This window comes from Ignavibacteria bacterium, from assembly GCA_041649015.1.
In the GTDB taxonomy this organism is placed as follows: domain Bacteria; phylum Bacteroidota; class Ignavibacteria; order Tepidaquicellales; family Tepidaquicellaceae; genus CAIKZJ01.
This window is the reverse complement of record JBAZNU010000001.1, coordinates 36647-62023: the sequence shown is the minus strand read 5'-3', so window position 1 is coordinate 62023 and position 25377 is coordinate 36647. Positions and strand designations below refer to the sequence as shown.

The 25377-nt window shown below is 36.2% G+C and carries 20 protein-coding genes and 1 pseudogene; all 21 read left to right on the top strand.

All coding sequences use genetic code 11. The features are described 5' to 3' along the window. Window positions 1–52 precede the first annotated feature (52 nt). The 21 genes and pseudogenes from WC644_00215 to WC644_00115 all read left to right on the top strand — a co-directional run bounded on the left by WC644_00215 (window position 53) and on the right by WC644_00115 (window position 25339). A pseudogene (locus tag WC644_00215) lies at window positions 53–502 on the top strand (TdeIII family type II restriction endonuclease). Between the two features lie 464 nt (window positions 503–966). Beyond that, window positions 967–4002: a T9SS type A sorting domain-containing protein gene (locus tag WC644_00210; protein MFA5010350.1), complete on the top strand. Its 3036-nt coding sequence runs from the start codon at window positions 967–969 to the stop codon at window positions 4000–4002. Between the two features lie 15 nt (window positions 4003–4017). After that, window positions 4018–5460 (top strand): T9SS type A sorting domain-containing protein, encoded by a 1443-nt coding sequence (locus WC644_00205; protein MFA5010349.1) that lies wholly within the window; start codon window positions 4018–4020, stop codon window positions 5458–5460. Between the two features lie 68 nt (window positions 5461–5528). Further along, entirely contained in the window at window positions 5529–7022 is a 1494-nt protein-coding gene (locus WC644_00200) for a T9SS type A sorting domain-containing protein (protein ID MFA5010348.1), read from the top strand. A 79-nt stretch (window positions 7023–7101) separates the two neighbouring features. Continuing rightward, complete coding sequence (locus tag WC644_00195; GenBank protein ID MFA5010347.1) at window positions 7102–8799, top strand: YCF48-related protein; 1698 nt, start codon at window positions 7102–7104, stop codon at window positions 8797–8799. Window positions 8800–8883: 84 nt separating this feature from the next. Beyond that, window positions 8884–9279 carry a T9SS type A sorting domain-containing protein gene (locus tag WC644_00190; protein MFA5010346.1) on the top strand — a complete coding sequence of 132 codons (396 nt, stop codon included), beginning with the start codon at window positions 8884–8886 and terminating at the stop codon, window positions 9277–9279. A 264-nt stretch (window positions 9280–9543) separates the two neighbouring features. Beyond that, a complete protein-coding gene (locus tag WC644_00185; GenBank protein ID MFA5010345.1) occupies window positions 9544–9726 on the top strand; it encodes a hypothetical protein in 183 nt (60 codons plus the stop codon). Window positions 9727–10120: 394 nt separating this feature from the next. Continuing rightward, a complete protein-coding gene (locus WC644_00180; protein MFA5010344.1) occupies window positions 10121–12694 on the top strand; it encodes a YfhO family protein in 2574 nt (857 codons plus the stop codon). Between the two features lie 11 nt (window positions 12695–12705). Then, entirely contained in the window at window positions 12706–14214 is a 1509-nt protein-coding gene (locus WC644_00175) for an acetyl-CoA carboxylase biotin carboxylase subunit (GenBank protein ID MFA5010343.1), read from the top strand. 1 nt (window position 14215) lies between these two features. Beyond that, window positions 14216–14740 (top strand): biotin/lipoyl-containing protein, encoded by a 525-nt coding sequence (locus WC644_00170; protein ID MFA5010342.1) that lies wholly within the window; start codon window positions 14216–14218, stop codon window positions 14738–14740. Between the two features lie 14 nt (window positions 14741–14754). Next, window positions 14755–15753: a PrsW family intramembrane metalloprotease gene (locus WC644_00165; protein ID MFA5010341.1), complete on the top strand. Its 999-nt coding sequence runs from the start codon at window positions 14755–14757 to the stop codon at window positions 15751–15753. Between the two features lie 11 nt (window positions 15754–15764). Then, complete coding sequence (locus tag WC644_00160) at window positions 15765–16595, top strand: glycosyltransferase family 2 protein (GenBank protein MFA5010340.1); 831 nt, start codon at window positions 15765–15767, stop codon at window positions 16593–16595. A gap of 8 nt (window positions 16596–16603) precedes the next feature. Beyond that, a complete protein-coding gene (locus WC644_00155) occupies window positions 16604–17953 on the top strand; it encodes an oligosaccharide flippase family protein (GenBank protein MFA5010339.1) in 1350 nt (449 codons plus the stop codon). Next, entirely contained in the window at window positions 17946–18980 is a 1035-nt protein-coding gene (locus tag WC644_00150) for a glycosyltransferase family 4 protein (protein MFA5010338.1), read from the top strand. The genes WC644_00155 and WC644_00150 overlap by 8 nt, the downstream gene beginning before the upstream one ends. Further along, window positions 18968–19837 carry a glycosyltransferase gene (locus WC644_00145; protein MFA5010337.1) on the top strand — a complete coding sequence of 290 codons (870 nt, stop codon included), beginning with the start codon at window positions 18968–18970 and terminating at the stop codon, window positions 19835–19837. Before WC644_00150 ends, WC644_00145 begins: the two co-directional genes overlap by 13 nt. A 5-nt stretch (window positions 19838–19842) precedes the next feature. Beyond that, window positions 19843–20940 carry a hypothetical protein gene (locus tag WC644_00140; GenBank protein ID MFA5010336.1) on the top strand — a complete coding sequence of 366 codons (1098 nt, stop codon included), beginning with the start codon at window positions 19843–19845 and terminating at the stop codon, window positions 20938–20940. Then, window positions 20940–21974 (top strand): glycosyltransferase family 2 protein, encoded by a 1035-nt coding sequence (locus tag WC644_00135; protein ID MFA5010335.1) that lies wholly within the window; start codon window positions 20940–20942, stop codon window positions 21972–21974. The genes WC644_00140 and WC644_00135 overlap by 1 nt, the downstream gene beginning before the upstream one ends. After that, window positions 21975–22829: a glycosyltransferase family 2 protein gene (locus WC644_00130; protein ID MFA5010334.1), complete on the top strand. Its 855-nt coding sequence runs from the start codon at window positions 21975–21977 to the stop codon at window positions 22827–22829. Continuing rightward, a complete protein-coding gene (locus tag WC644_00125; protein MFA5010333.1) occupies window positions 22826–23950 on the top strand; it encodes a glycosyltransferase in 1125 nt (374 codons plus the stop codon). Before WC644_00130 ends, WC644_00125 begins: the two co-directional genes overlap by 4 nt. After that, window positions 23950–24549 carry a nicotinate-nucleotide adenylyltransferase gene (nadD, locus tag WC644_00120; GenBank protein MFA5010332.1) on the top strand — a complete coding sequence of 200 codons (600 nt, stop codon included), beginning with the start codon at window positions 23950–23952 and terminating at the stop codon, window positions 24547–24549. Before WC644_00125 ends, nadD begins: the two co-directional genes overlap by 1 nt. A 4-nt stretch (window positions 24550–24553) precedes the next feature. Then, window positions 24554–25339, top strand: a complete 786-nt coding sequence (locus tag WC644_00115; GenBank protein ID MFA5010331.1) for a YIP1 family protein — start codon at window positions 24554–24556, stop codon at window positions 25337–25339. The last annotated feature ends 38 nt before the right edge of the window (window positions 25340–25377 follow it).

The following is a 25377-nucleotide window of genomic DNA, read 5'->3' as shown; positions in this document are numbered from 1 at the left end:
CTGTTTTGTATGGAAATGCTAATATTGTTTTTTAACATTTAATAAAGAAACTAATAAGAAAAGCGAGATTGAAAGATTAAGAGAAGTCGCTCAAAAAGGCCAGATGAATACAGTTCGCCCAACAAAAGTTGATTTATGGCTTGAAAGCAAAGATGAAGAACTTTATTTAATTGACATCAAAACTGCAAATCCAAATGCCGGAGGATTCCGTGAGTTTAAAAGAACATTGCTTGAATGGACAGCGGCTATCTTTGCAAAAAATCTCAAAGCAAAAGTAAACACGCTTATTGCAATTACATACAATCCATATGAACCAGCACCTTATAAAAGATGGACTATGCGGGGAATGCTTGATCTTGATAATGAATTAAAAGTTGGAAAAGAATTTTGGGATTTCCTTGGAGGAGAAGGTGCCTACGAAAACTTACTCGATTGCTTTGAGCAAGTTGGTATTGAGATGAGATCTGAAATAGATGAATACTTTTCTAAGTTCAATAAATAGATATTCTTTTTTCTCGGTTTGAATAATTTCTCATAATGACGGATTAATTAGGTGAAAATACCGGGAAGTTGTCAAAGAATGAAATTGTTATTTTCATAACTACTTTATTTAATTAATAGTTGACTTATTCGTCAGCCTTGCTTCAGCCTTATTCAGCCATGTTTCAGCCTTTTTCAGCCTTTTTCAGCCTTATTCAGCCATGCTTCAGCCTTAATCAGCCATGTTTCAGCCTTAATCAGCCTTGAATCAGCCTTAAGTAAGTTCCTTCTCGGCTTCTTCTCTGCATGAGTTAAAATGCTGTGAGTAGAAATTGCTGCTTGGGAATTAAAGAGTTGGGGTGCTAAATTTCATCTAAAAGTGTAATGAAATGACATTAAGGATTAATTAACTGCTTGATAATAAAAATAAATACTTTTACATTTATAAACATCTGCTATTATGAAAACAAATTAAAATAATATCTTATGAAAAGCATAAAGATAGTATTTATTGTCCTTTTATTTTTCTTCACTGTAAATGAACTATACGCCCAATTCTCGAATGCCGAAAAAATTTTTTTACGGGCCAGGTATAAGATTGTTTTGAATGATGATGCCTTTGCCGGAGTACGGGCTGACGGAATGCCTAATACATACGGATTACCCTCGGTAAAGGATTTCGTGAAGAAATATAAGACAGTAAGGGAAAAGTCAACAAATTCTGTAACAGCAACATTTACAGACATAGGTGCAAGAACAATTTATGATTTGTGTTCAAACGGTTCTCCCGTTAATGTATGGCAGGATCCTTCGAATCCGGATTATGTTCACGCTGTATTTGTTCATAGTCCTCCGGGAGATCCTTCATTTACTGTCAGGAAATCAAAATATTATTTATCAACGGATAGGGGCTATTCATGGTCGTTTCTTGCTGATGTACCAAATGTCAGAAGTGGATACCCCTCGTTAGACGGATTTTCAGACGGTACAGCATTGATAGTCAATCACAGTGCTGACGGGGGAGGAACAACAAGGGCACAGGCGTATAAGGATTTAGCACCCGGCATCGGTTCTTTTACAAGGCTTGATGCACCCGGTAACGATGGTTATATCTGGCCGAGGGTTATTTCTACAAAAAGTTTAATCCTTACTAATAAATTTGTTTTTATAGCATCTCATGAAATACCGTATATAACCAGGTATAATGTTAACACAGATATAAATTTTACACCCGGCACATGGTTAGGCTGGACGACGATCATCTCAGATCAGGCAGAAACATACGCTCTTGGAAGAGGCACAGACGGCAGAATTGGTCTTGTTTATAAGAATGATGACGAATCTAATCCTTCAAGTTACGCGGATGTATGGTTTATGGAATCAACAAACGACGGTACATCTTTCAGTACGCCCTTGAAAATTTTTGATGCTAACTTTTCAACGGATTCACTTGGTATGCTAAGAGGGATAAGCATCGTTTACAGAGGTAATTCACCCTCAGTCGTATTTGAAACTGTAAAGCAGACGCAAGATGGCTCATTCTTTCCCAATTCAACGGCTAATATAAGGTTCTGGTCAAATACGCTTCCCGGGTCAGACCCAAACAGAAGTGTTGTTTTGGCTGATACAAACACAGTCGGATTTCATCCATACATCGGCGTTAACGATGTAATGGCATCTATATGCAGACCTAATATTGGTGTATCTGCAAACGGAAATGTACTGTTTGTTTCATTCTCTGTTCCCTCTGAAGAACTCGGAGGTACGGTTGATACTACTGTGTTTATGGATATATGGCTTGCTGCTTCGCCTAACGGTGGTTTGAATTGGCCTGTACTCGAAAAAATAAACCCGACTTCCCCAAGAAAAGACTGGAGATATGTAAGTATGTCGAAATGGAATGACGTAAGCGGCTCAAACTATTACTGCAACATGGTTGCACTAAGAGGACATATTCCGGGTTCTTATGTGAACGGTGTAGAAAACGGAGAATCAAATGAAGAATTCTGGTCAATAAGAGCATTAGTATACATCGGACCACTTCCTCCACCTCCGCCAAACCTATTGACACCGGCAAATAACTCTATTTATATATCTCAAACTCCAATTCTTGACTGGTCAGATATAAGCGGTGCCACATACAACTTGCAGGTTTCCACGAATTCTGGCTTTACGAATAATCTTGTCAACTTAAGCGGGCTAACAAGTTCTCAATATCAGATACCGAACGGATTACTTCAATTAAATACAACCTATTACTGGCATGTCAGCAGCTCAAATTCAAACGGAACGGGTATATACTCAGAATCATTTAACTTTACAACTTTAGGTGTACCTAATGCTCCGGCATTACTGAACCCTCCAAATGGTTCGATCGGGCAGATACTTACACCAACATTGAACTGGACTGAAGTTACTGGTGCAGAAACGTACGGCATGCAGGTATCAACTGATATTGGTTTTTCGACGACAGTAATTAATTTATACGGTTTGACTGCTTCGCAATATCAGATTACATCAGGTGTTTTGCAGTATGGCACGCTTTATTACTGGAGAGTAAATGCAGAAAATATGTACGGAATCGGATCATGGAGTACACCATGGAATTTTTCTACTCAGGGATCGCTTATCGGTCCGGTATTAAACAGTCCTGCAAACGGCTCAAGCATTTTATCATTCGTACCGGTTCTTGACTGGGGTGACTTATCAGGAGCTACATCATATATAGTTCAGGTATCATTAAACAACAATTTTTCTTCTTTTGTTGTCAATCAAAGCGGTTTAGTCAGTTCAAGTTATCAGATTCCTGCAGGAACACTAAACGGAAACACTACTTATTTCTGGAGAGCAAGGGGTGTAACTGAAGCAGGCAACGGCGACTGGTCTGCAGTGTGGTCGTTTAGAGTAGTATCAATTCCTCCACAGCCAGTACTCGTATCTCCGTTAAATAATGCGACAAATCAATCTCCGACACCGTTTATGGATTGGGACAGTCTAGCGGCTGCCAACAATTACAGACTTCAGATATCGGCAGATTCATTATTTGGTGCAATAGTATTTGATACTACGGGTATAATACCGTCAAGGCTGCAGTTGAGGCCAAACATTCTCGGATGGAATCAAAAATATTACTGGCGTGTGAATGCGAATAACTTAGCAGGCACAGGACCATGGTCTATAGTGTGGAATTTTAATGTACATCCGAATTCTGTTTTACTATCAAGCAGTGAAATTCCAAAAGAATACAAGATATTTAATAATTATCCAAATCCGTTTAATCCGACGACGAAGATTAGGTTTGACTTGCCGAAGAGTTCGGAAGTGAAGATTACTGTTTTTGATGTAACAGGAAAAGAGGCATCTGTGCTTGTGAATGAGAGGCTTCAGGCGGGGACATATCAAACGCAATGGAATGCTGCTGCCTTTCCAAGCGGAGTTTATTTTTACAGGATACAGGTCCGCCACAGCGGATCTTCGACGGGTGATTTTAGTGAGACGAAGAGGATGATGTTAATTAAGTAAAAATCAAAAGCTATTATGAAAAAATTATTTATTGTTTTAATAGTGTTCGCTGCGATGAATGCGAATGCTCAATGGGTATCATATACTCTTCCTTATTCGGGAATTCCCTTTACTTTAGGGTTTTATGATTTAAACAGAGGTGTTTCATTTGGCCACAGTATTTCACCGTTCAATGAATATATTTTTTACACAACAAACTCGGGTTTGAGCTGGATTCAAGCAGCTTATCCGGTCGAATTGAGAGCCATTGCTGATGTACAATATATTAATGAAAATATTATATATGCCTGTGGGGCTGAGACTGTAGCTTTTAGCAGTAATACAAAAACGGAAAATGATTTTCTGTCTTTTCCCAAGAACATCAGAGATAGATTATTAATAGAAGGAAGAACAGAATTTTTTTCGGAATACAAGTCAGCGTTCATAAAATCTACAAATGGCGGTCAAAACTGGCAAAGAGCAAGTCAGTTTGATACTACAACAGGTTATATAATTGACATACATTTTTTTAATGTAAATACAGGTTATGCTTTAATTGATTCCGGTTCTTCTTATAATTCAAAATTCTGTAAAACAACAAACGGCGGAGCAAACTGGCAGTTTATAAGTTCAGTTGGATCGCCGGCAGAAGTTGAAAGAATGATATTTCTCGATATGAATACCGGCATTGCCAAAGGTTTTTACAGCGGAGGGCATATTTATAAAACCACAAATGCAGGTTTAAACTGGAGTAATACATACATGCCGACTCAGATTGATGGTATAACATTTTTTAATTCGACAACAGGTATAGCAATAGGAATAACAAATGATGGTGCTTCCAATAATGTGTATAAAACAACAAATGCAGGTGACAATTGGAATATCATTAATACTTTTACAGGTCCGAAACTTTATAATAACTTAGTATCGTTACCAAATACCGGGACAGCGTTTGCAATTGGTAATAATATAGATACCGTTATGTTTCTTCCGGGAAAAATTACTACATTAAAAACTACTAATTGGGGATTGAACTGGGTGTCGGCAGAATTTGAACCAAAGCTTATGGCTTATGGATTGGCATTAGTGGATTCTGATAATTTTTTTATCGGAGCCGGAGATATAATGCAGGCTCAAATTTTGAAATCAACAAACGGTGGGAATGTATTCGTAAATCAGATTGGTACAAATCTGCCTTCGTCGTTTTCTTTGTCACAGAACTATCCAAATCCGTTTAATCCAAAGACAGTTATTAGTTTTCAGCTGCCCCGCCACGGCGGGTCTTCGACAAGTGATGTGATAATAAAGGTTTATGATGTGCAAGGAAGAGAGGTGGAAACGCTTGTGAATGAGAGGCTTCAGGCAGGAACATATCAAACGCAATGGGATGCTGCTGCTTTTCCAAGCGGAGTGTATTTTTACAGAATTCAGGCAGGGGATTTTAGAGAGACGAAGAGGATGATGTTAATTAAATAAAATCAAAAAACATTATGAAAAATACAGGGAAAATAGTTTTCTATTTTGTATTCATAAATTTATTTTTATTGAATATAAACATCTCGTATTCTCAGTTTTTACAAAACCTCAAGAAACTTTCATTTGGAAATGATAGAAATCCTTCATTCAGGGTAAGAGATGACGGTTATAATATCTCGAATATTCCGTTCGAATTTCTGATATATGAAAGGGTGAACGATAATGCTTCAAATATTCTGGTTTCGAAAATCAATACTAATGGTGCTCTTGACAGCGGTTATTATTTGACGAATGATGTTTTCTCAAATATAAATCCCTCGATTGGTTATTATTTCCAGAGTTATCAGGTTACTGAAATTACCACAGCTCTTGCTGTCTGGGAAACGGATAAAAACGGTAATAAGGATATCTATGCACGTATTTATAAGCAATCTCAGGGATGGCTTCCTGAATTTGCAATAGATAATTCCGCAGGCGAACAGGTCAATCCGAAGACTGCAATGTTTAATGAGAATACTTATGCGGTTGTTTATCAATCAGTAGATGATATAAAACTGAAATTAATAAATGTTGATAATCAAAGTGTTTTACTCGACACGAATATAACTTCTGGTATAAATGATATTTGCAGAAATCCTTATATTGTGATTTCACAGGGCAGTTCATCTGCAATGTTTATAACTTACGAAAGGGAATTCTCAGCGAGTCAAAATTCAATTTATTGTTTGAAATCATCGTTGCCTGCTCCACTGAACTTTATGATTGATACTGTCCGGTATTCGGGTGTGAATTATAATGCCGGTATAGCATCGATGTTTTTTTATCCTTCGCCTTATTTATTTATATACGAATCAAATAAAAACGGCAATAGAAATATATTCGGAACACAGATTAAATTCAATGGTCAGAGCAGTGTATCTTATGATGTCTTAACATCACAGTATTTTGATATGTGGGGATATTCAGGCACTGAATTTTTTCTTGGGAAAAATACAACTAACGGGGTTTTCGCATTTATTTCAAAACAAAACAATTCATTATATGCAAAAGTGAAGATGGGGGGATTTTGGGGAGACTCATTAACAACTTTGATTTCAAACGATACGAACTATAAATCAAGGACAGGATTCAGTACGTGTCAAAATGTACCAAATACAGCATGTTTCAGGTATTGGATTGTTTTCGGAAAAAATTTGAGTCCCTCGGAAAGCGGAATTTATGGAACAACCTTCACATCTTGCGCAATGAATGTCGTGAGTGTTTCGGGAGAAGTTCCTTCATCATATTCGTTATCACAGAATTATCCAAATCCTTTTAATCCGAGGACAGTTATTAGTTTTAAGTTGCCCGTTGATAGTAAAGTATCAATTAAAATATATGATTTGATGGGAAGGGAAGTGGAAACGCTTGTAAATGAGAGGCTTCAGGCAGGAACATATCAAACGCAATGGAATGCTGCTGCTTTTCCAAGCGGTGTTTATTTTTACAGGATACAGGTCCACCACAGCGGATCTTCGACGGGGGAGTATAGTGAGACGAAGCGGATGATTTTGGTGAGGTAGCTTTTAATGATAAGTATTTTATAAAATATTAATTTGAGAATCAATAAATAATTTTTATGGAGTTACAATGAAAAGTTTGATGTTATTATTCGTTTTGATTTTGTTAATTCCTTTTGTTTCTAATGCACAAAACGGATGGGAATTAATAACACCCAGACCCGCGAGATTTGAGTATAAGGACATGTATTGTTTTTCCAGTGATGAAGTATTAATTGTCGGTGATTTTGGGAATATAATGAAGACCACAAATGGAGGATTGAACTGGACACGTTTTGGATATATTAACAATTTCTATGGCAGTATTAATTCTGTTTATTTTATCGGAAATTCAGGTTGGTGCGTATGCGATTCGGGAGTTGTTTTCAAATCGACAAACAGAGGAGATAACTGGACGAGATATAACAATCCAGGATTTGCATCAAATTATTTCAATTCAGTATATTTCCTAAATTCTACAACAGGATATGTAATATCGTCAGGAAATAATATTTTGAAAACAACGAATGGAGGTGTTGACTGGTTTTTCTTGAGTAGCATATATGGAAACGGAAACATCATATCACCCTTTTTTATAAATGAGAATGTAGGCTGGGTTATAAAATGGGGTATGTCGGGACCATATTCAAATGCAAACCTTTACAAAACAACAAACGGAGGGATAAACTGGACTGTACAATATAATGCATATACACTTTCGAAAGTTAAATTTTTTGATGAAAACACGGGTTATGCAGCTGGCAGTAACGGTTCTCCATCATATAACAGAGGATTTTTTCTAAAAACAACAAACGGCGGTTCTAACTGGAATAAGCAATATATTGATTCCGTATCAGGTTTTTTTGATATGGATTTTATAAATCAAAGTACAGGTTGGGTTTCTGGATGGGACGTTATGTATAAAACTACCAATGCCGGATATAACTGGGTAAGCAGTAATTTTGTTTCTTGGTATTTTAAAGCAGCGGATGGAAATAATCTATGGGGGACAAAGCAGTACGAGATATTTAAAACTTCTAATAATGGAATATTGTGGGACACAGTTTCATACAATTTAGTCCCGTTGTCAGAAACAATCAGTAATATATTTTTTCAAAATGAAAATACAGGTTGGGGTACATTATTTTTTGATGTAATAAAATCTACAGATGGAGGATTTAACTGGAATACATACCCGGTCCCGAATGCCAGACAAATAAGCGATATTTTGTTTATAAATGATGAAACCGGGTGGGTAACTTCGTATGAAAAGATTACAGATTCTGTCTATTTATATAAATCCACAAACGGAGGAGGGAACTGGTTTTATGCGAATCCGTCAAATAAAATAGCTTCTTTGATTAAAATAAAGTTTTTTGAATCGTCGAATATTGTATTAGATGGATATATAAGCAGACCATTTGTTACTAAAGAAGCAATTTTAAGAAGTACAAACTTAGGAGTCAGCTGGACATTAGATTCGATGGATGCCGCTTATAATGTTACGATATGCGACTTCAATAATATGTGGGCTTCCAAACAAGACAAACTTCTGAAAACAACCAATGGGGGAGGTAGCTGGCAGCAGATTAATGTTCCTAATATTGTAAGCTTTTTTACAAGTTATTTTATAAATCAGAATACAGGATTTGTAATTCCTTACAAAGCTTCAAACGAAAAAATTAACTACATACACAGAACTTTTAACGGAGGAATTAACTGGGACAGCATATATGTAGGCAGCAACTTAGCAGCAATTTTTAATTTTTACCAATTAAATAATTTATTATGGGCTGTTTGAAGGGATGTTAACTCATATCCGATTATAACAAAAATTACAAATAATTTTTCAAATTGGGATTCTTACAGACCGAGCGGCATCAGAATGTGGAGCGATTTGTATTCGATATGTTTTATAAACAACACCACAGGATGGGTTTCGGGCGGCTGGACAGAGGTTTATAAAACAACTAATGGCGGGAATGTTTTTATTAGCAACATTTCGAATGAAATCCCTGACAGTTATTGCTTATTCCAGAATTATCCAAATCCGTTTAATCCAGCTACGATAATTAGATTTCAGGTAAAAGAAACTAAATATGTAACGTTGAAAATTTTTGATATACTTGGAAAGGAAATACAGACTCTTGTAAGTGAAAAGCATACACCGGGTTTATATGAAGTCTTCTGGGATGCGAGTGCCTTTCCAAGCGGTGTTTATTTTTACAGAATGATTACTGATGGTTTTAGTGAGACGAAGCGGATGATTCTGGTGAGGTAATGATATACAGCTGCTCAAATGAAATATTATTAGTGTAATATGTAATTTGATGGTAAATATACATAATAGTAAATTCACTTACTTTTATATGTATTTAGAATTTTTAAATCTCTTCAGTTAAAAAGATACATATTAAATTCGATGATGAAATAAATTCGCATTAATATTTTCATATCTCGAAACTTATTTTACTTCCTGCATTTTTATAACAAGTTGTAATATCAGTTATTTATGCTTATTGGAAATTTCTATTTCGTTGTAATTATGAAACTTTTGTATATATGTAAAGGGGTTAAGTTGTTCAGATTTGGTTACAATGCATTTGTCGATAGTTTCTCGATAGTTTCTCGATTGCTTCTCGATTGTTTCTCGATTGCTTCTCGATTGCTTGTCGATTGCCGTTCAATCACGGCTCGACGTAAGCTCAATGACGGCTCGATGAGGTGATAAAAAATATTTTTTCATCACAAAAGCACTAAGCACACGGCGTAGATAAATCTACAAACAAAACAAAGAAAAGCAAATGATAGATATTTTAACGCAGAGGCCGCAGAGAAGAGCAAAGACCGCAAAGAGAACATAGAAAATTATTCAAACCTATGAAAAAGTACAAATAAAAGAGCGTTTTTATTTTTGTAAAAAGTTTGTTTTTATTACAAATTCTACGAAATAGGAATTCATAAATATAGATTGAGTAATAAATGCGTTCACATAGAGACCTTGGGAACGATGAAATAAGATTAATAGGAGCAAGAAAAATCAGTGGAGTATGATAACGAATTAATATGTTTTTTTGATGGTATAAAACCATTATTTTATGTTTTATTGAATAATATTTTATATGGCAAAAACTAAAACTCCGGTCACAAAAGGCAAGTCAACAGTGACAAAAAGCACACAGGAAAAAACCGGTTTTACTTTTTTCGATGACAATAAATCTATTGTTATTCTAACGCTTATAGGCATAATTCTGCTCGCAATTCTTTTATTCTTTAATAAGGGTGTTTTTGAGGGCAAGATATTTGCATCGGCTGATAATCTTTCACCTCTGACGTTCAGGACATTTCTGAATGATGCAAAGGAGCAGGGGATTTTACCTTTGTGGATTCCCTATATTTTCATGGGGATGCCTTCCCTTGCTTCAATGACTGCTGCTGTTCCTTCATTGCATAATATTTATTCGTTCATCTGGGATAAAGCATTTGAGATATTTTCGGGTGGAAATTTATTTGCTCTGACACTGCCGTACTATTTCATATTCGGGCTTACACTGTTTCTTTATGCAAGGTATAAGTTCAAGAATAATCTTATATCGCTTTTTGTGTCGCTGCTCGGAGTTTTTGCAACGGGAATAATTCAACTGATAATAGTAGGTCATCACACTAAGATGATGACTTTTGCATTTTTCCCGCTTGTACTTTTCATACTTGAAAAGGTTGCCGATGAAGAAGAAAAGAGCTGGTACAATTTGTTCTTCTTCTTTGCCCTACTGACGATAATACTTTATCTGCAGTTACATTTTCATCATATTCAGATGCTTTTCTATTCATTTATGATGATAGGCATTTATATGCTTTATCTTTTAATATATGCTTTTGCAAAGAAACTTCAGAAAGCAAATATTGTAAAAGCATTTCTTATGCTCGTAGCCGGTCTTATAATAGCATTTGCCATGGATGCGGATATTATTCTTTCAATAAAGGAATACAACCAGTACTCGATGCGCGGACAGCCGAGCATTACTGCAATCTCCGAAGGCAAGGGAGACCAGAAACCGCTCAGCTATGAATATGCAACGAACTGGTCGTTTAGTCCGGGAGAGGTTTTGACTTTTGTTCTGCCTTATTACTACGGATTCGGAGGAGTTGAAGTGAAAGGTCAGAGAGCAAACCTGTACTGGGGACAAATGCCTTTTACAGATTCACCGGTTTACTTCGGAGTGATTGTACTGCTGCTTGCTGTGATAGGTATGATTTATAACTTTAAAAAGAATCCATTTGTTCAAGCGACAACGTTTATTATTATTTTCTTTCTCTTCCTGTCATTTGGAAGAACGTTTCCTTTAATTTACGATTTATTCTATAATTACATGCCGTTCTTCAGCAGTTTCAGAGCGCCTGTGATGATACATTATTATATAGACCTTGCTTTTGTGATACTTGCAGGATACGGACTTGTATCTATAATTACATTTTTGAAAAATACAAAAGATGAGAACAAAATTCTAAAAACTTCATACGTTGTAGGCGGTATAGCCTTACTGATGTTTTTCATATCGCTTGTTGGTTTTGAATCGTCGTACACTAATTCTGTTCTGAACGGACCCATGGCACAGAAGCTCTCTGCACAGGGCTATCCGGCACAGCAGGTATCAGGATATCTGAAACAGCAGGTTGCACCGATTGCTTACGAGAATGTTATTTCCGATTTACGCTTACACGGGTTTCTAATATTAATAATAGCGGTACTTATCTATCTTTATGCAAAGCGGAATATTGCACGGAATTTAATGCTGCTGGGAATAATTGTAATCGGACTTTTTGACCTTTTGGGAGTGAGCGCAAAAACACTTCATTGGGACGATAAAAAGCAGCGTGATGATACATTTGCGGAAACGGATTACACAAAATGGCTGCTGAACAAAGAACCCGAGACTTATAATTACAGAGTAGCAGTTATGAACAAAGGTAATCTGATAACGTCGAACGACCTTGCGTATTTCAGACTGCATCAGTTCAACGGATATCAGGGTGCAAAGATAAGAATTTATCAGGATGCGGTTGATGTTGCGGGAGGCGAGAATCCTTTTCTTATGGGGCTTGCGAACGTGAAGTACGTAATATCGGACAGTCCGTTTAATGATACTCTTGCATACACGGAAGTTTACAGGGGAAGCAGTATTATCTACATGAATAAGTTTATGATGCCTAGAGCTTTTTTTGTGAATGAATATAAAGTGGAGAAGGGAATTGATATACTGAACAACATACGAGCAGTTAACTTCGACCCGCGCAGCACTGCATTCCTTGAGAAGAAACTTGATGTTAATATTGACAGGGCAGATTCAACAAATACAGTACGCATTACAAAGTTCGGAATACACGATATTGAATACGAAGTCAGCTCTTCTGGAAATAACCTGTTGGTACTGAATGAAATATACTATCCTGCAGGATGGAAAGCCTTTATTGACGGTAAGGAAACAGAGATATACAAAACAAATTATTTCCAGAGGTCGATTGTCGTGCCTGCGGGAAAGCATAAAGTTGAACTGAAGTTTTATCCTGAAACATATTATACAGGAAAGAAAATAAGTATTGCTGCTAATGTACTCGTTACTATTATTCTGATAGGCGGAGTTGCGGGAATATTTATTTCAAGAAAAAAGAAGGAAACGGAAGAAATAAACAAATAAATTAACTTATTATGTTTAAGAAAATATTAATAGCTAACAGGGGAGAGATTGCCGTACGGATAATTAACACGGCAAGAGAAATGGGTATAAAGACAGCTGCCGTTTATTCAGATTTCGATAAATATTCGCTTTACACAAAACTTGCTGACGAGGCTTATTATATAGGGCAGTCGCCCGCAGCGCAGAGTTATTTGCTTGCAGATAAAATTATTGAAACAGCTAAGAAATGCGGAGCAGAAGCAATTCATCCGGGATATGGTTTTTTATCCGAGCGTGCAGTATTTGCAAAAGCATGCGAGGATAACGGAATAAAGTTTATAGGTCCGCCTCATCAGGCAATAGAGGACCTTGGCAGTAAGACAAAAGCAAAACAACTTGCGATTAAAAACAAGGTGCCTGTTGTATCGGGAACCGACTCAGCAATAACCGATATAGAAGAAGCAAAGAAAGTAGCGAAGAGGATAGGTTTTCCAATTATGATAAAAGCAAGTGCAGGCGGCGGAGGTAAAGGGATGAGGGTAGTACGAGAGGAGGAAGAGCTTGAAGCTGCCATCCGCATGGCTCAGAACGAGGCAAGGTCATCTTTCGGAGATGAAAGCGTCTTCATTGAAAAGTATGTTGATTCGCCTAAGCACATAGAGTTTCAGGTGCTTGCAGATGAGCATGGAAATGCAGTTCACCTCGGCGAGAGGGAATGCTCAATGCAGAGACGTCATCAGAAGATTATTGAAGAGACTCCGTGTTCTATTATGGATGATGACCTTCGGCACAGAATGGGAGAGTGTGCAAAGACGATAGTACTTGCTGCAGAATATACAAATGCGGGCACTGTAGAATTTATGGTGGATAAGGATAAGAACTTTTACTTTCTTGAAGTTAATACGCGTCTGCAGGTAGAGCATCCTATAACGGAAATGAGGACGGGTCTTGACCTTGTGGAGCAGCAGTTAAGGATAGCTTCAGGAGAGAAGCTTAAACTTAAACAGGAAGATATAAAGTTCAAGGGTGCTGCGATAGAGTGCCGTATATGCGCTGAAGACCCCGATAATAATTTTATGCCTTCAATAGGCAAGATTAAATACATGAGCCGCAACCTTGGCAATGGTATGAGAGAAGATACGGGAATAGAACAGGGCAATGAAATATCAGTTTATTACGATTCGATGATAACAAAGCTAATAGCATACGCCCCCGACAGGAAGAGCGTAATAGACAAGATGGAACGTGCCCTGCTGAATTATACTATAGTCGGTGTTAAGACAAATATAAGTTTTCTTTTAAAACTTCTTAAATGTCCCGAATATTTTGAGGGAGCATACAATACGCAGTTTGTTGAGAGAACATTCATGCCGAGACTTGAGAAGGAGAAGAATGAGATCAGCGATGAGCTTAAGAAAGCTCTTGCAATAGGCTCTATTATTATGAAAGAAAAACATGAAAGTACTTCTGCAGTAAACACAGGAGGCAACAACAAGCACAAAACCAAAGGCGGCTGGTTAAGAAGAAAGGAGTTGCATTAATATGAAAAAGTATTTTATAAGCATTAACGGTAATGAAACTCCAATGGACGTAATGCTTTCGGGTAATAACGTTAAGTTTGCGGACAACGACACGGAAGAATTTGAGTATAAATTCCTTACAGATGAACTGCTCCTTGTAAGGCTTGACCATAAGAACTATATATTTAAGGCAGATGAAACGGTAGAGAGCGAATTAAAACACACCGAATTTATGCTCGAGTACAATTCGCGTTACTATCACACAGTCTGCAAGAATGAGATGGAAGTCCTTATGGAAAAATTCGCAAAGAGCCGAGGTACGGTAAAGATAAAGAACGAACTTCTTTCGCCTATGCCCGGTGCTATAGTGAAGATTAACGTAAAAGAAGGCGATGCAGTAAAGAAAGGACAGGTGCTTGTAGTACTTGAGGCAATGAAAATGGAAAACGAACTTAAAGCAGCAGGGGACTGCAAGATAGCGAAGATACTCGTTGAAGAAAAAGAATCAGTTGACAAGAATCATTTGCTTATTAAGTTTGATGTTTAAATAAAGAATTATATATGTTAGCTTTTGCTTCAATATTCGCGGCAATAATACCAATGGTAACATACCTGTTTATTATCTGGTGGATGGACAGGAACGAAAGAGATCCGTTCTGGATTGTCTTTCTTAACTTCTTCTGGGGCGCTACAGGTGCGATTATTCTTGGTATTATAGGGAGTTTGATTTTTCAGATACCTTTATCTTTGGGACTCTGGGCTTTCTTTGGTGAGAACGCAGGGGGATTGACAGACCTTTCGGGGGCCGTTATTACAGCACCGCTTGTAGAAGAACTGACTAAGGGATTATTCTTAGTAATAATCTCAACTTCGAAAAGGTTTGACGGAGTTGTCGACGGGGTCGTTTACGGAGGTGCGATTGGTCTTGGATTCGGAATGACCGAAAACTTTTTATATTTTCTGGCATACGGCGAGGAGCCGGTTTCATGGCTGGTACTCGTAATAATAAGAACACTGTTTTCTGCGGTGATGCACTGCATGGCAACAGCAACACTCGGCGGATTTATTGGAATGGCAAAGTTTAAACCTGCGGGGTATAAGCTGCTGCTTATTCCTGCTGGTTACATAGCAGCAGTGTTTTTGCACTTTTCTTGGAACCTGACAGTAAGTTTCGAGAGTACAGCATTGCTCGGGTTCATATTTCTTTTTATGTATTTTGTCGCATGGATTGCAATATTTCAGATTGCGGTTTACATGGAAGGAAAAACAATTACAAAGGAACTTCAGGAAGAGTCGGCCAGCGGTTTGATTCCCTCAGAACACATGAACCATCTGCCTTATGTTTTCAGGCGGAATAAATACGGATGGTGTCCGCAAGGAGTAAAACAGAAGGATTATGTTAGTACAGCAATAACACTTGCATTAAGGAAATATCAGGTAAAGAACCTTAAAGGCTCTAAACGTGCTTCATATGAACAGGATATTGAAAAACTCCGTTATGATATTAAGATGATGTTTTATAATGCGCACGTGCAGTATTATTACAATAATAAAGCCTGAGCATTTACTTCATGAACGATAATGCTGAATTATCAGTAGTAATAGCTACATGGAATTCAAGAAAACAAACTGAAGAATGCATTCAGTCAATAGTAAACCTTCCTGAATACAACGGAAATGTTGAAATTATAATTATTGACAACAATTCTAATGACGGTACGGCAGGATTAATAGGTAAGAAATTTCCTCGGGTAAAAATAATAATTAATAAAGAAAATGTCGGATATGCTCCTGCATGCAACCATGGAATACGTGAGTCTATGGGAAGGTATGTACTACTTTTAGGAAGTGATACAATTCTTAAACCCGGCAGTTTGAGAAAGACAATTGACTTTCTGGATGCTAATCCGGAAGCAGGAGCAGCGGGCTGCAGGCTTTTGTATCCAGACGGAACGCTGCAGGGCAACTGCAAGAAATTTCCGAAATTATCGAATGCTTTCTTAACATATACATCTTTAAACAGATTTAATTATGAATATGATATGCGGGGATTCGGATATAATAAGACCATACAGGTTGATCAGATAGCCACAACATTTTTAATGGTACGCGGCGACCTTCTTAAAAAATTAAAAGGATTTAACGAAAGCTACAGAATAATGTACAATGATGTTGACTTATGCAAAAGAATAAGCGCTGAAGGAAAGAAAGTAATGTTTATTCATGATGCCGAAGTTTATCATCATGGAAGTCTTTCAACGAGCAAAGCCGATTATAAGCTAAGGAAGATAATGTATGATGATATTTACCGATATTACAGATTGAATCATGGTTCGAAAGCATATTTTCTCTCGCCGGTATTAAAAACTAGGTTATTGTTAACAAAATTATTTATGAGTTAAAAGTTAATTTGCTAAAACTTTTTAAATACATACAGGATAATATCATTTCTAATAAGACCGGTATAAGGGATATGGCAGTCTCCTTTGCACCGCAGATAGCTTCGGCAGTATTTGGTTTTGCAATGTCCATACTTCTTGCTCGCGGACTTGGTGCTGAAAGTCTTGGAAAATATGTACTCATAACAAGCTTCGCTGCTCTAATAACCGGATTTTCGGACCTTGGCATAAACCAGACTGCAATAAGGTTTGCGTCAAGAGCGGTATCTAAGAATGATGATGAGCTTCAGTATGCTGTACTGCGCTGGGCGTTGCGGATAAGGTTTTCGCTTGTTCTCATCCTTTTCGTTATTTCATATTTTGCTGCTGAAGTGGTTGCAAAGGATTTCTGGGGTAGTTCAGAACTTATAAGTTTAATAAGAATTTATTTGCTGATAGTTCTTTTTAATGTATTCTCGTCAATACCAATTATCTACTTTCAATCTAAAAGGTTATTCGGAAAGAATGCATTTGTTGCCGTTGGGCAGGCTTTAATTAATTTTTCGGGAATAACGTTTATTGCGATTACGGGAATGTGGTCTATCTACAATGTCATTATTGTAACAGTAATATCGAACTTGGCAGGAATGCTTGTATTTCTTGTGATAGTGCCGCGACGTGCAATATTCAAAATGCAGGATTTTAAAAACGGCTTCAAAGAAATATTCCGTGCACCTAAAGAACATTACCTAAATGAGACTACGGTTGATAAGTCATCAGCAGAGTCATTTGCATTTTTTATGGTTATAACATCAATAATAGTAATTCTTACCATGCAGGCTGACGTATGGCTTATGGGACGCTATCTTACTAAAGACCAGATAGGTATTTACAATGTTGCGACTAAGCTCGCATTGCCGCTGATGATGTTTCTAAATGCATTTAACACAGTTCTCTGGCCGAGAGCTTCCGCGGCGACGAGCAGGGAAGAGACGATGTTACTGCTTAAAAAAACTGTTAAGGTAAGTTCTATTGTTTTTTTGTTTGTACTTATATATTCGTTTTTTGCTCCTATGCTCATAACTTATATATACGGACTTGTATATGACGGTTCAATAATGCTCAGCCGTATTCTTTGTTTCCGATACAGCATATCAATACTTGTTTGTCCCATTGGAATTATCGGGTATAATCTTGGTTTTATCCGTATATACTGGAAAGTTAATCTCATACAGCTGATATTCGTTGTTCTTATTAATGTTTTTTTACTTCCTGTAATCGGAGTCTATGCATCAGCATTAGCACTTATTGTGAATGAGCTTACTGGATTTACAGCCTCTGTATTTATAATAAGACATAAAATAAAGCAAGCGAATGCATAAACAAGAAAATATATTATTTATAACAGACAGTTTCTATCCGTATGCAGGAGGGGTAGAAAAGCATGTGTTTGAACTATCCAAGAAGATTATTGAGGACGGACATAAGGTTACAGTACTGACTTATAAAAAGAAAAAAGGCGATGCTGATAAAGAAAATATATCAGGGATTAAAATATACCGGCTATCAAAAACAAGCGGCAAGTACTCAAACTTTGCGGGAATAATGTTTCAGATTTTCTCGAAGGACATATTAAAAAGTACTTACGACATAATTCATTACCATGATTATTCGGTTTTCAATATAATGCATCCAATTCTTTCGCTTAATCGTGAGATAAGAAAGAATAAAACATATATAACTTTCCATGGATGGGAGGGAATATTTCCTTTGACTGATTATATAAAGAATAAGAGAAAATATGCATCTGAAAAGACGAACGGAAATATTTGTGTCGGACATTTCATTGAAAAGTGGTATGAAACAAGAGCTGACATAATAACATACGGAGCAGTTGAAGAGCAGAAATCAGATGCCAATTCCGAAAATACAATTTTATACGCAGGAAGACTCGAACCGGATACAGGATTTCCGGTGTTGCTTGAATCATTCGGTGAAATTAATAAGCTACATCCTGAATATAAATTTGTTATACTCGGGAATGGTACACTTACAGATACACTAAAGGATTATCCCAATGTAATTTATAAAGGGTGGGTAAAAGATACGGCGGAATACATATCAAAAAGCGAAGTTGTTTTTGCCTCGGGATATCTATCGATGCTGGAAGCTTTTATAATGAAGAAAAAAGTACTCGGATATTATAATAATGAGCTAAAGAAAGATTACTTTGAGATGATACCACATTGTCAGGATTTAATGTGGACGGCAGGAAGCAAGGATGAAGTAATCAAAATGTTTGAAGATATGCTTTCAAGTAACGAAAAGATAAATTCTGCATATAGCTTTGCAAAGGAATATTCATGGGATAGTTTAAAACAGGATTATTACAGACTTTGGAATTTATAAACAATAAATACATAAAGAATGTAAGTCTAATTACGGTCGTTTATAACGAGGCGGATAATATTACTAATTTTCTGCAAAGTTATTTTGAGCAGGAGTTTTATGCGGAAGAGTTTATTGTTATTGACGGAGGTTCCGAAGACGGTACTTTTGAGATTCTTAAAAAGTACGCTGAATCTAATCCTGATTTAAAACTAAAAATTACAAGTGAAGTCAGGTTTTCGAAATCTTATTCAGATTCGCCGATAGCCGATGCACGCAATGCCGCGATAGAGCTTGCACGGTGCGATTACATTGCTGTTACTGACGCAGGTTGTCTGCTTGACAAAAGCTGGCTTTATGAAATAGTTAAACCCTTTGAGGAAAACACTGTTGATGTTGTTTCCGGGTGGTATGAAGCGATTCGCGATAATGAATTCCAGAGAAAATTTGCGGATATATTTTTGCCGAAGAAAGATGAAACAAATTCATTAGATTTTCTTCCTTCTTCGAGGAGCATTGCTTTTAAAAAATCATGCTGGAAAGCTGTTAACGGTTATCCATACAAATGTCACTACGGTGAGGATACGATGTTTGACATTATGCTTAAAGAAAAAGGATTTATGTTTTACTTTGCACCTAAAGCAGTTGCGTACTGGCATGCCCCTGCTAATCTGAAAGATGCTTGCAGAAAGTATTATAATTACGGAACAGGTGACGGATACTATAAGCTTCATAAAATGTACTATTTAAAACTAATCTTTCATGCATTGATACCGGTTAAGTACTTAATGACAGGGGATTTTGTAATAAGGTACAGTATATACTTTTCACTTCTTAGGGGATACTTTACAGGAATAGTGGAGCGGATAAAGAGTTGAAACGAATGCTTTTCATAATGGGCGAAAGCTGGTACTGGATAAAACAGAGACCCCATTTCTTTGCCAAATACCTGAGCGAAGATCACCATATCGACCTTGTGTTTGAAAAGCGGTATACCAAGAGAGTAGAAAATCCAATCCCGCCAAATATAAAATGCCATGAGATATTTAAGTTACCTAAAACACATAATCCATTAATATATCGTTTAAATACCGCACTGCTAAAGAATTCTCTTAAGAGGATTATAAACAAAAATAAATATGATGTAATACTGATAAACAATTACAAACACTTCTACTTGATAAAAGATTTTATACATGCAGACGATTATGTCATATATGATTGCATGGACGACTTTGTTGAATTTAAGGGTTCAAAAAGAAGCGAAACTGTTCAAAAAGAAATATTACGGCAGGAAAAAATGCTGTATTCAAGGAGCAACCTTGTTATTTTTTCTTCTGAATACCTGAAGCAAAAACTTAAAACAAGGTACTACGAGAAAGAAAATTGTCTTGTAATCAACAATGCTGTTGAACTAAGTATTGATGATACAGTGAACACCTTTCCGGCAACTCTTTTGCCTCTTTTTAAGGAAGGCATGAAAAACATTTGTTATATAGGTGCTGTTTCCGATTGGTTCAATTTTAACCTTTTGCTTGAAACCCTCAGAAGGTTTAAGAATGTTAATTTTGTAATTGTGGGTCCTTGTGATACAGATATTCCTTGTCACGAGCGCCTGCAAATATATACTCAGATACCTCACAGCAGCATCATGAATGTAATGAAAAAAGCAGACTTACTTGTGATGCCTTTTGCCGTTGATGAACTTGTTCGTTCTGTGAATCCCGTAAAAGTGTATGAATATGTGTACAGCGGTACACCTTCGCTTATAGTTTATTATGAGGAAACTGCAAAATTTAAAGATTATGTGTATCTGTACAAATCGGAGGATGAATTCTATGAGTATGTTAACAGACTCATACGAAATAATCTACCTGCTCTTGTTACCGAAGAAAAGGCGATTGCTTTTGCAAATGAAAACACGTGGGAAAAAAGAGTTAATTTACTGAAAGATTATCTCAACAAACATTTAACCAACTGATGGTTTCAATACTGATATTAAACTATAATGGGAAGGAATATCTTAATGATTGTCTTACATCAGTACTTTCACAGACTTATTCGGATTTTGAAGTAATACTTCTAGATAATTGCTCTACTGACGGGAGTATTGAGTATGTAGCGGAAACGTTTAATGATGTGAGAATTAAAATCATATCTTCGGAAATAAACCATGGATTTGCAGGAGGAAATAACGCAGCACTGCAACACGCATCGGGTGAAATGATTGTCCTTCTGAATAATGATACCGTCGTTGATAAAGAATGGTTGTCGGAGCTTGTAAAATGTTTAAATGAATCTGAAAATGCCGGAATGGTTCAGTCGCTTGTGATAACAGAAGGGATACCTTTGCAGTATTATAAAAAGAACGGAACGATTAATCTATTCGGTAACAATATAATGGAGGTGTTTGATATTAACGAGAATGGGGTGGGAGAAATATTTCAGGTTAACGGCTGCTCTTTAATTATAAGAAAGAAACTTCTGAATAAATTAGGTGGACTTTTCCCCGATGAATATTTTGCTTATGCTGAAGACACATACCTGTCGTTTAAGGTGAAATTTGCAGGATATAATATTTACCATAATGCAAAGTCGTTAGTACAGCATAAGGGAGGCGCAACAATGGGTAAATACAAAAGTGAATTCGTTACTTTTTATCAGGAGAGAAACCGGCTTTTGAATTTTCTTGTGTTTTTTTCTGATAGTTTCAGGATGAAATATTATCCTTTGATGTTGTACAATTTATTGCTTAAATTGTTTTACGGTCTAATTTCGCGCAGGTATTCAGTAAAAGGTATAATAAAAGCTTATGGTTGGATAATAAAGAACTGCAAATGGATTGAAACAGAAAACTCAAAACTTAAAACAATAAAGAGAATAAGCGAAGAAGAAGTGCTTATGTACCTTAGCGGTAAAGCGACGAATGGAAATAATTTTATAGAGAATGCACTTAATATATTAATGCTGGCTTATTTGAAAATAGTAAATATAAGAGTAATCGAACTAAGGTAAATGGATATTTCTGTAATCATAATCAATTATAAACAGAGGGATTTCACATTTAACTGCGTTGATTCAGTCAGGAAGAATCTGAAATGTTCGTTCGAGATTATAGTCGTTAATAACTCGCCTGAGGATGATTTATCAAAGATTGAGGGTGTGACAATATTAAATAATTTGAATAAAGGGTTTTCTCAGGCAAACAATTTAGCTGCAAAGTATGCAAAAGGGGAATATCTATTCTTTCTGAATGCAGATACAATACTGAAAAAGGATTTTTCGCAGGACTTTCTAAAAGTATTTAATGGAATGGAATTTGGTGTAGCAGGGCTTGGACTTGTTTATCCCGACGGAAGATACCAGCTTTCTTACTGGAAAGAAAACAAATTCTCGAATGAGATAAAGAATAAAAATATTGAAACTGCTTTTATTAAGAACGATATTGCAGTAATAAATGATCATACGGGCAACAACAGAATAAAAGAAGTTGATTGGGTAAGCGGAGCCGCGTTGATAATTAAGAGAGAAACATTTGAAAGAGTTTTCGGATTTGACGAGAATTTTTTCCTTTTCTATGAGGATGCGGATTTGTGTAAACGACTGTATGATAAGGGACTCAAATCGTATTATTTCCCATTTAATGGACTTATTCATTACAAGGGTGAGAATGTTAACAAAAGATTTTATTCAGAAACATATTATTTCTCTAAGAAATCACAATTATTATATTATAAAAAACACAACAGATTATACGAAAGGATATTACTCCGGATATATCTTCTTGTGAAGTTTACTTTCAGAAGAATGACTGAGAAAAGGGAAATAAACAGGAAAATATTAAAACTATTATTAAAGGTCGAAAAATGATAAAAGTAATGCACTTAATTGACGGGGGATTTATAGGAGGCGGACAGATACATTCTCTTGCATTGTGCAGAAATCTGAATAAAGAGTTATTTTACTCTGTTGTGTGCGCATCGTCAAAAGGTGGTTTTAAAGAATTAGTACTAGAAAGCGGTTTCGAATTCATAGATATAACCCTGCCGAAATTATATCGTTCGAAGTATCTAAATGAACTGCTGCGAAAAGTTGAAAGAGAAAATGTAAACATCGTTCATGCTCACGGAGGAGTCGCAGGAATGTATGCAAGGTTTCTAAAGAAGAAGTTCGGCTGCAGAGCAAAGATTCTTCATACAATACATGGTATTCATTATATACATTCAAATAATGTATTCAGAAGATATTCTTCACTCTATATCGAACAATATCTTGCTGGTTACAGTGATGCATATATTTGCGAAACAGAAAGTGATTTTCACGCCGCGACAAATATGAAGATAATTGACCCTTCTAAATCGACAATAATAAACAATGGAATTAATCTTTCAAGGTTTATGAATAAAACAAAGGATGAATCTGTTGCCAATAAACTGAAAATTGCTAATGATGATTTTGTTATAGGAAATGTTTCACGTTTTGATGAACAGAAAAATCAAAAAATTTTAATTAGAATAATGCCGAACCTGATTAAAGCAATACCCGAATTAAAGCTTCTTCTTGTTGGGGACGGTCGGCTGCTGGGCTCTGCAAAGCGTCTTGCAATGTCTCTGGGTGTGACGGATAAAGTTATCTTTGCTGGCACAAGAAAAGATCTTGAAAAAATATATCCTTTGATGGATGTATTTATTTTTCCCTCTTTGTGGGAAGGTCTATCTCTATCACTAATCGAAGCTCTTGCTTCTGGAAAATGCATAGTTGCGAGTAATATTCCTTCGAATGCAGAAGTTATAATAAATGAAGAAAACGGAATGTTGTTTAATTTACATAATAAAAACGAACTTTTGGAATTGATCGTTTCGTTATTCAATAACAGAGAAAAGAGGGAGTATCTATCTGATAATGCAATCAATTCATCTATTATGTATGATGAGAAAATTATGACAGAAAAAACAGAACAAGTTTATTTAAAACTAATGAATAATAATTGATGAAGAGATACGGTATATTTGGCGGGAGTTTTAATCCACCCCATATAGGGCATTCAATATTAGCAGAAAATGTAAGGGAACAACTTTCACTCGATAAAGTTATATTCATACCTTCGGGTAAACATCCTCTGAAAGATGCTATATCTATTCAAGATGCTGAGCACAGACTAAACATGGCTAAACTTGCTTTCGAAAACGACCCGAATTTTGAGGTGTCGGATATTGAAATTGAAAAAGCCAAAAATGGTATAACCAATTATACTGTGGATACTCTCATTGATCTGTACGAAAAGTTCAAAGAAGATTTTATTAAAATATATCTTATTATCGGAATAGATAATCTCATTGAATTTCCAAAATGGAAGAATCCAAACAAACTTTTTCTTATATCAGAGGTAATTGTTATGAATAGACCCGGATATTTTGTTCAGGATGTAAATGATGAGTACTCCAGAAAAGCCCGATATGTTTCGGTTCCGATACTGGAAATTTCTTCTACCGACATTAGGCATAGAATCAAAGATAAAAAATCAGTAAAATACATGTTGGAACCTGAAGTTGAAGATTACGTAATAAAAAATAAACTATATAAATCCTAATGCTATGGAAAATAACAACGAAACAAACTTAGAAGAACAAAAAGGGTCAGTAGAACAACTTTCTTCTACGGATGCTTTAATAGGTGTACTCTCGAGTCCGGGAGAGACATTTGAAACAATAGCTGCAACGAAGAAGAAGAATTATTGGTTCTTATCGATTCTAATTACAATTATTATTAGTTTAATTGTAACCTTTATTTTTTTTAGAGACGAGCAGATAATGTCGGGAATGATGGATAAACAAAAAGCACAGCTTGAGAAGAGTATGGAAGAAAATGTAAAAAGTGGCAAAATGACACAGGAGCAGTCTCAACAAGCAATAGAACAGGCAGAAAAATTTATGGATCCTAAAGGAGTATTTTTTCAGATAATCGGTTATGGTGGATCTATTTTGATACCTTTTTTAATGCTTGTTGTATTATCGCTTGTATATATGCTTGTATTAAAGATATTTAAAGCAAATGCAGATTTCGGAAGCTTAATGAATGTTGTAGGTCTACCTATGATTATAGGGGGTATAGGCTCGATTGTAGCACTTGTGTTGTCGGTTGTTATGGGAAAAATGTCGTCAGCAAGTCTTGCTCTTTTTCTTACGGACGATGTAGTAGGAACGAAGCTGAGCGAGCTGTTTTTTAAAATTGATTTATTCTCAATCTGGTATTATATAGCTGTAGCAATAGGACTTTCAAAAATTGCAAAGCTGCCGGCTGGGAAAGCATACATCACTGTTTTTGGGATTTGGGTCTTTTGGCTGATTATAACAACTGTATCAGGAATGATTTTCAGCTAAATTTAAAGGGGTGTCTAAAACACCCCTTTAATATTTAT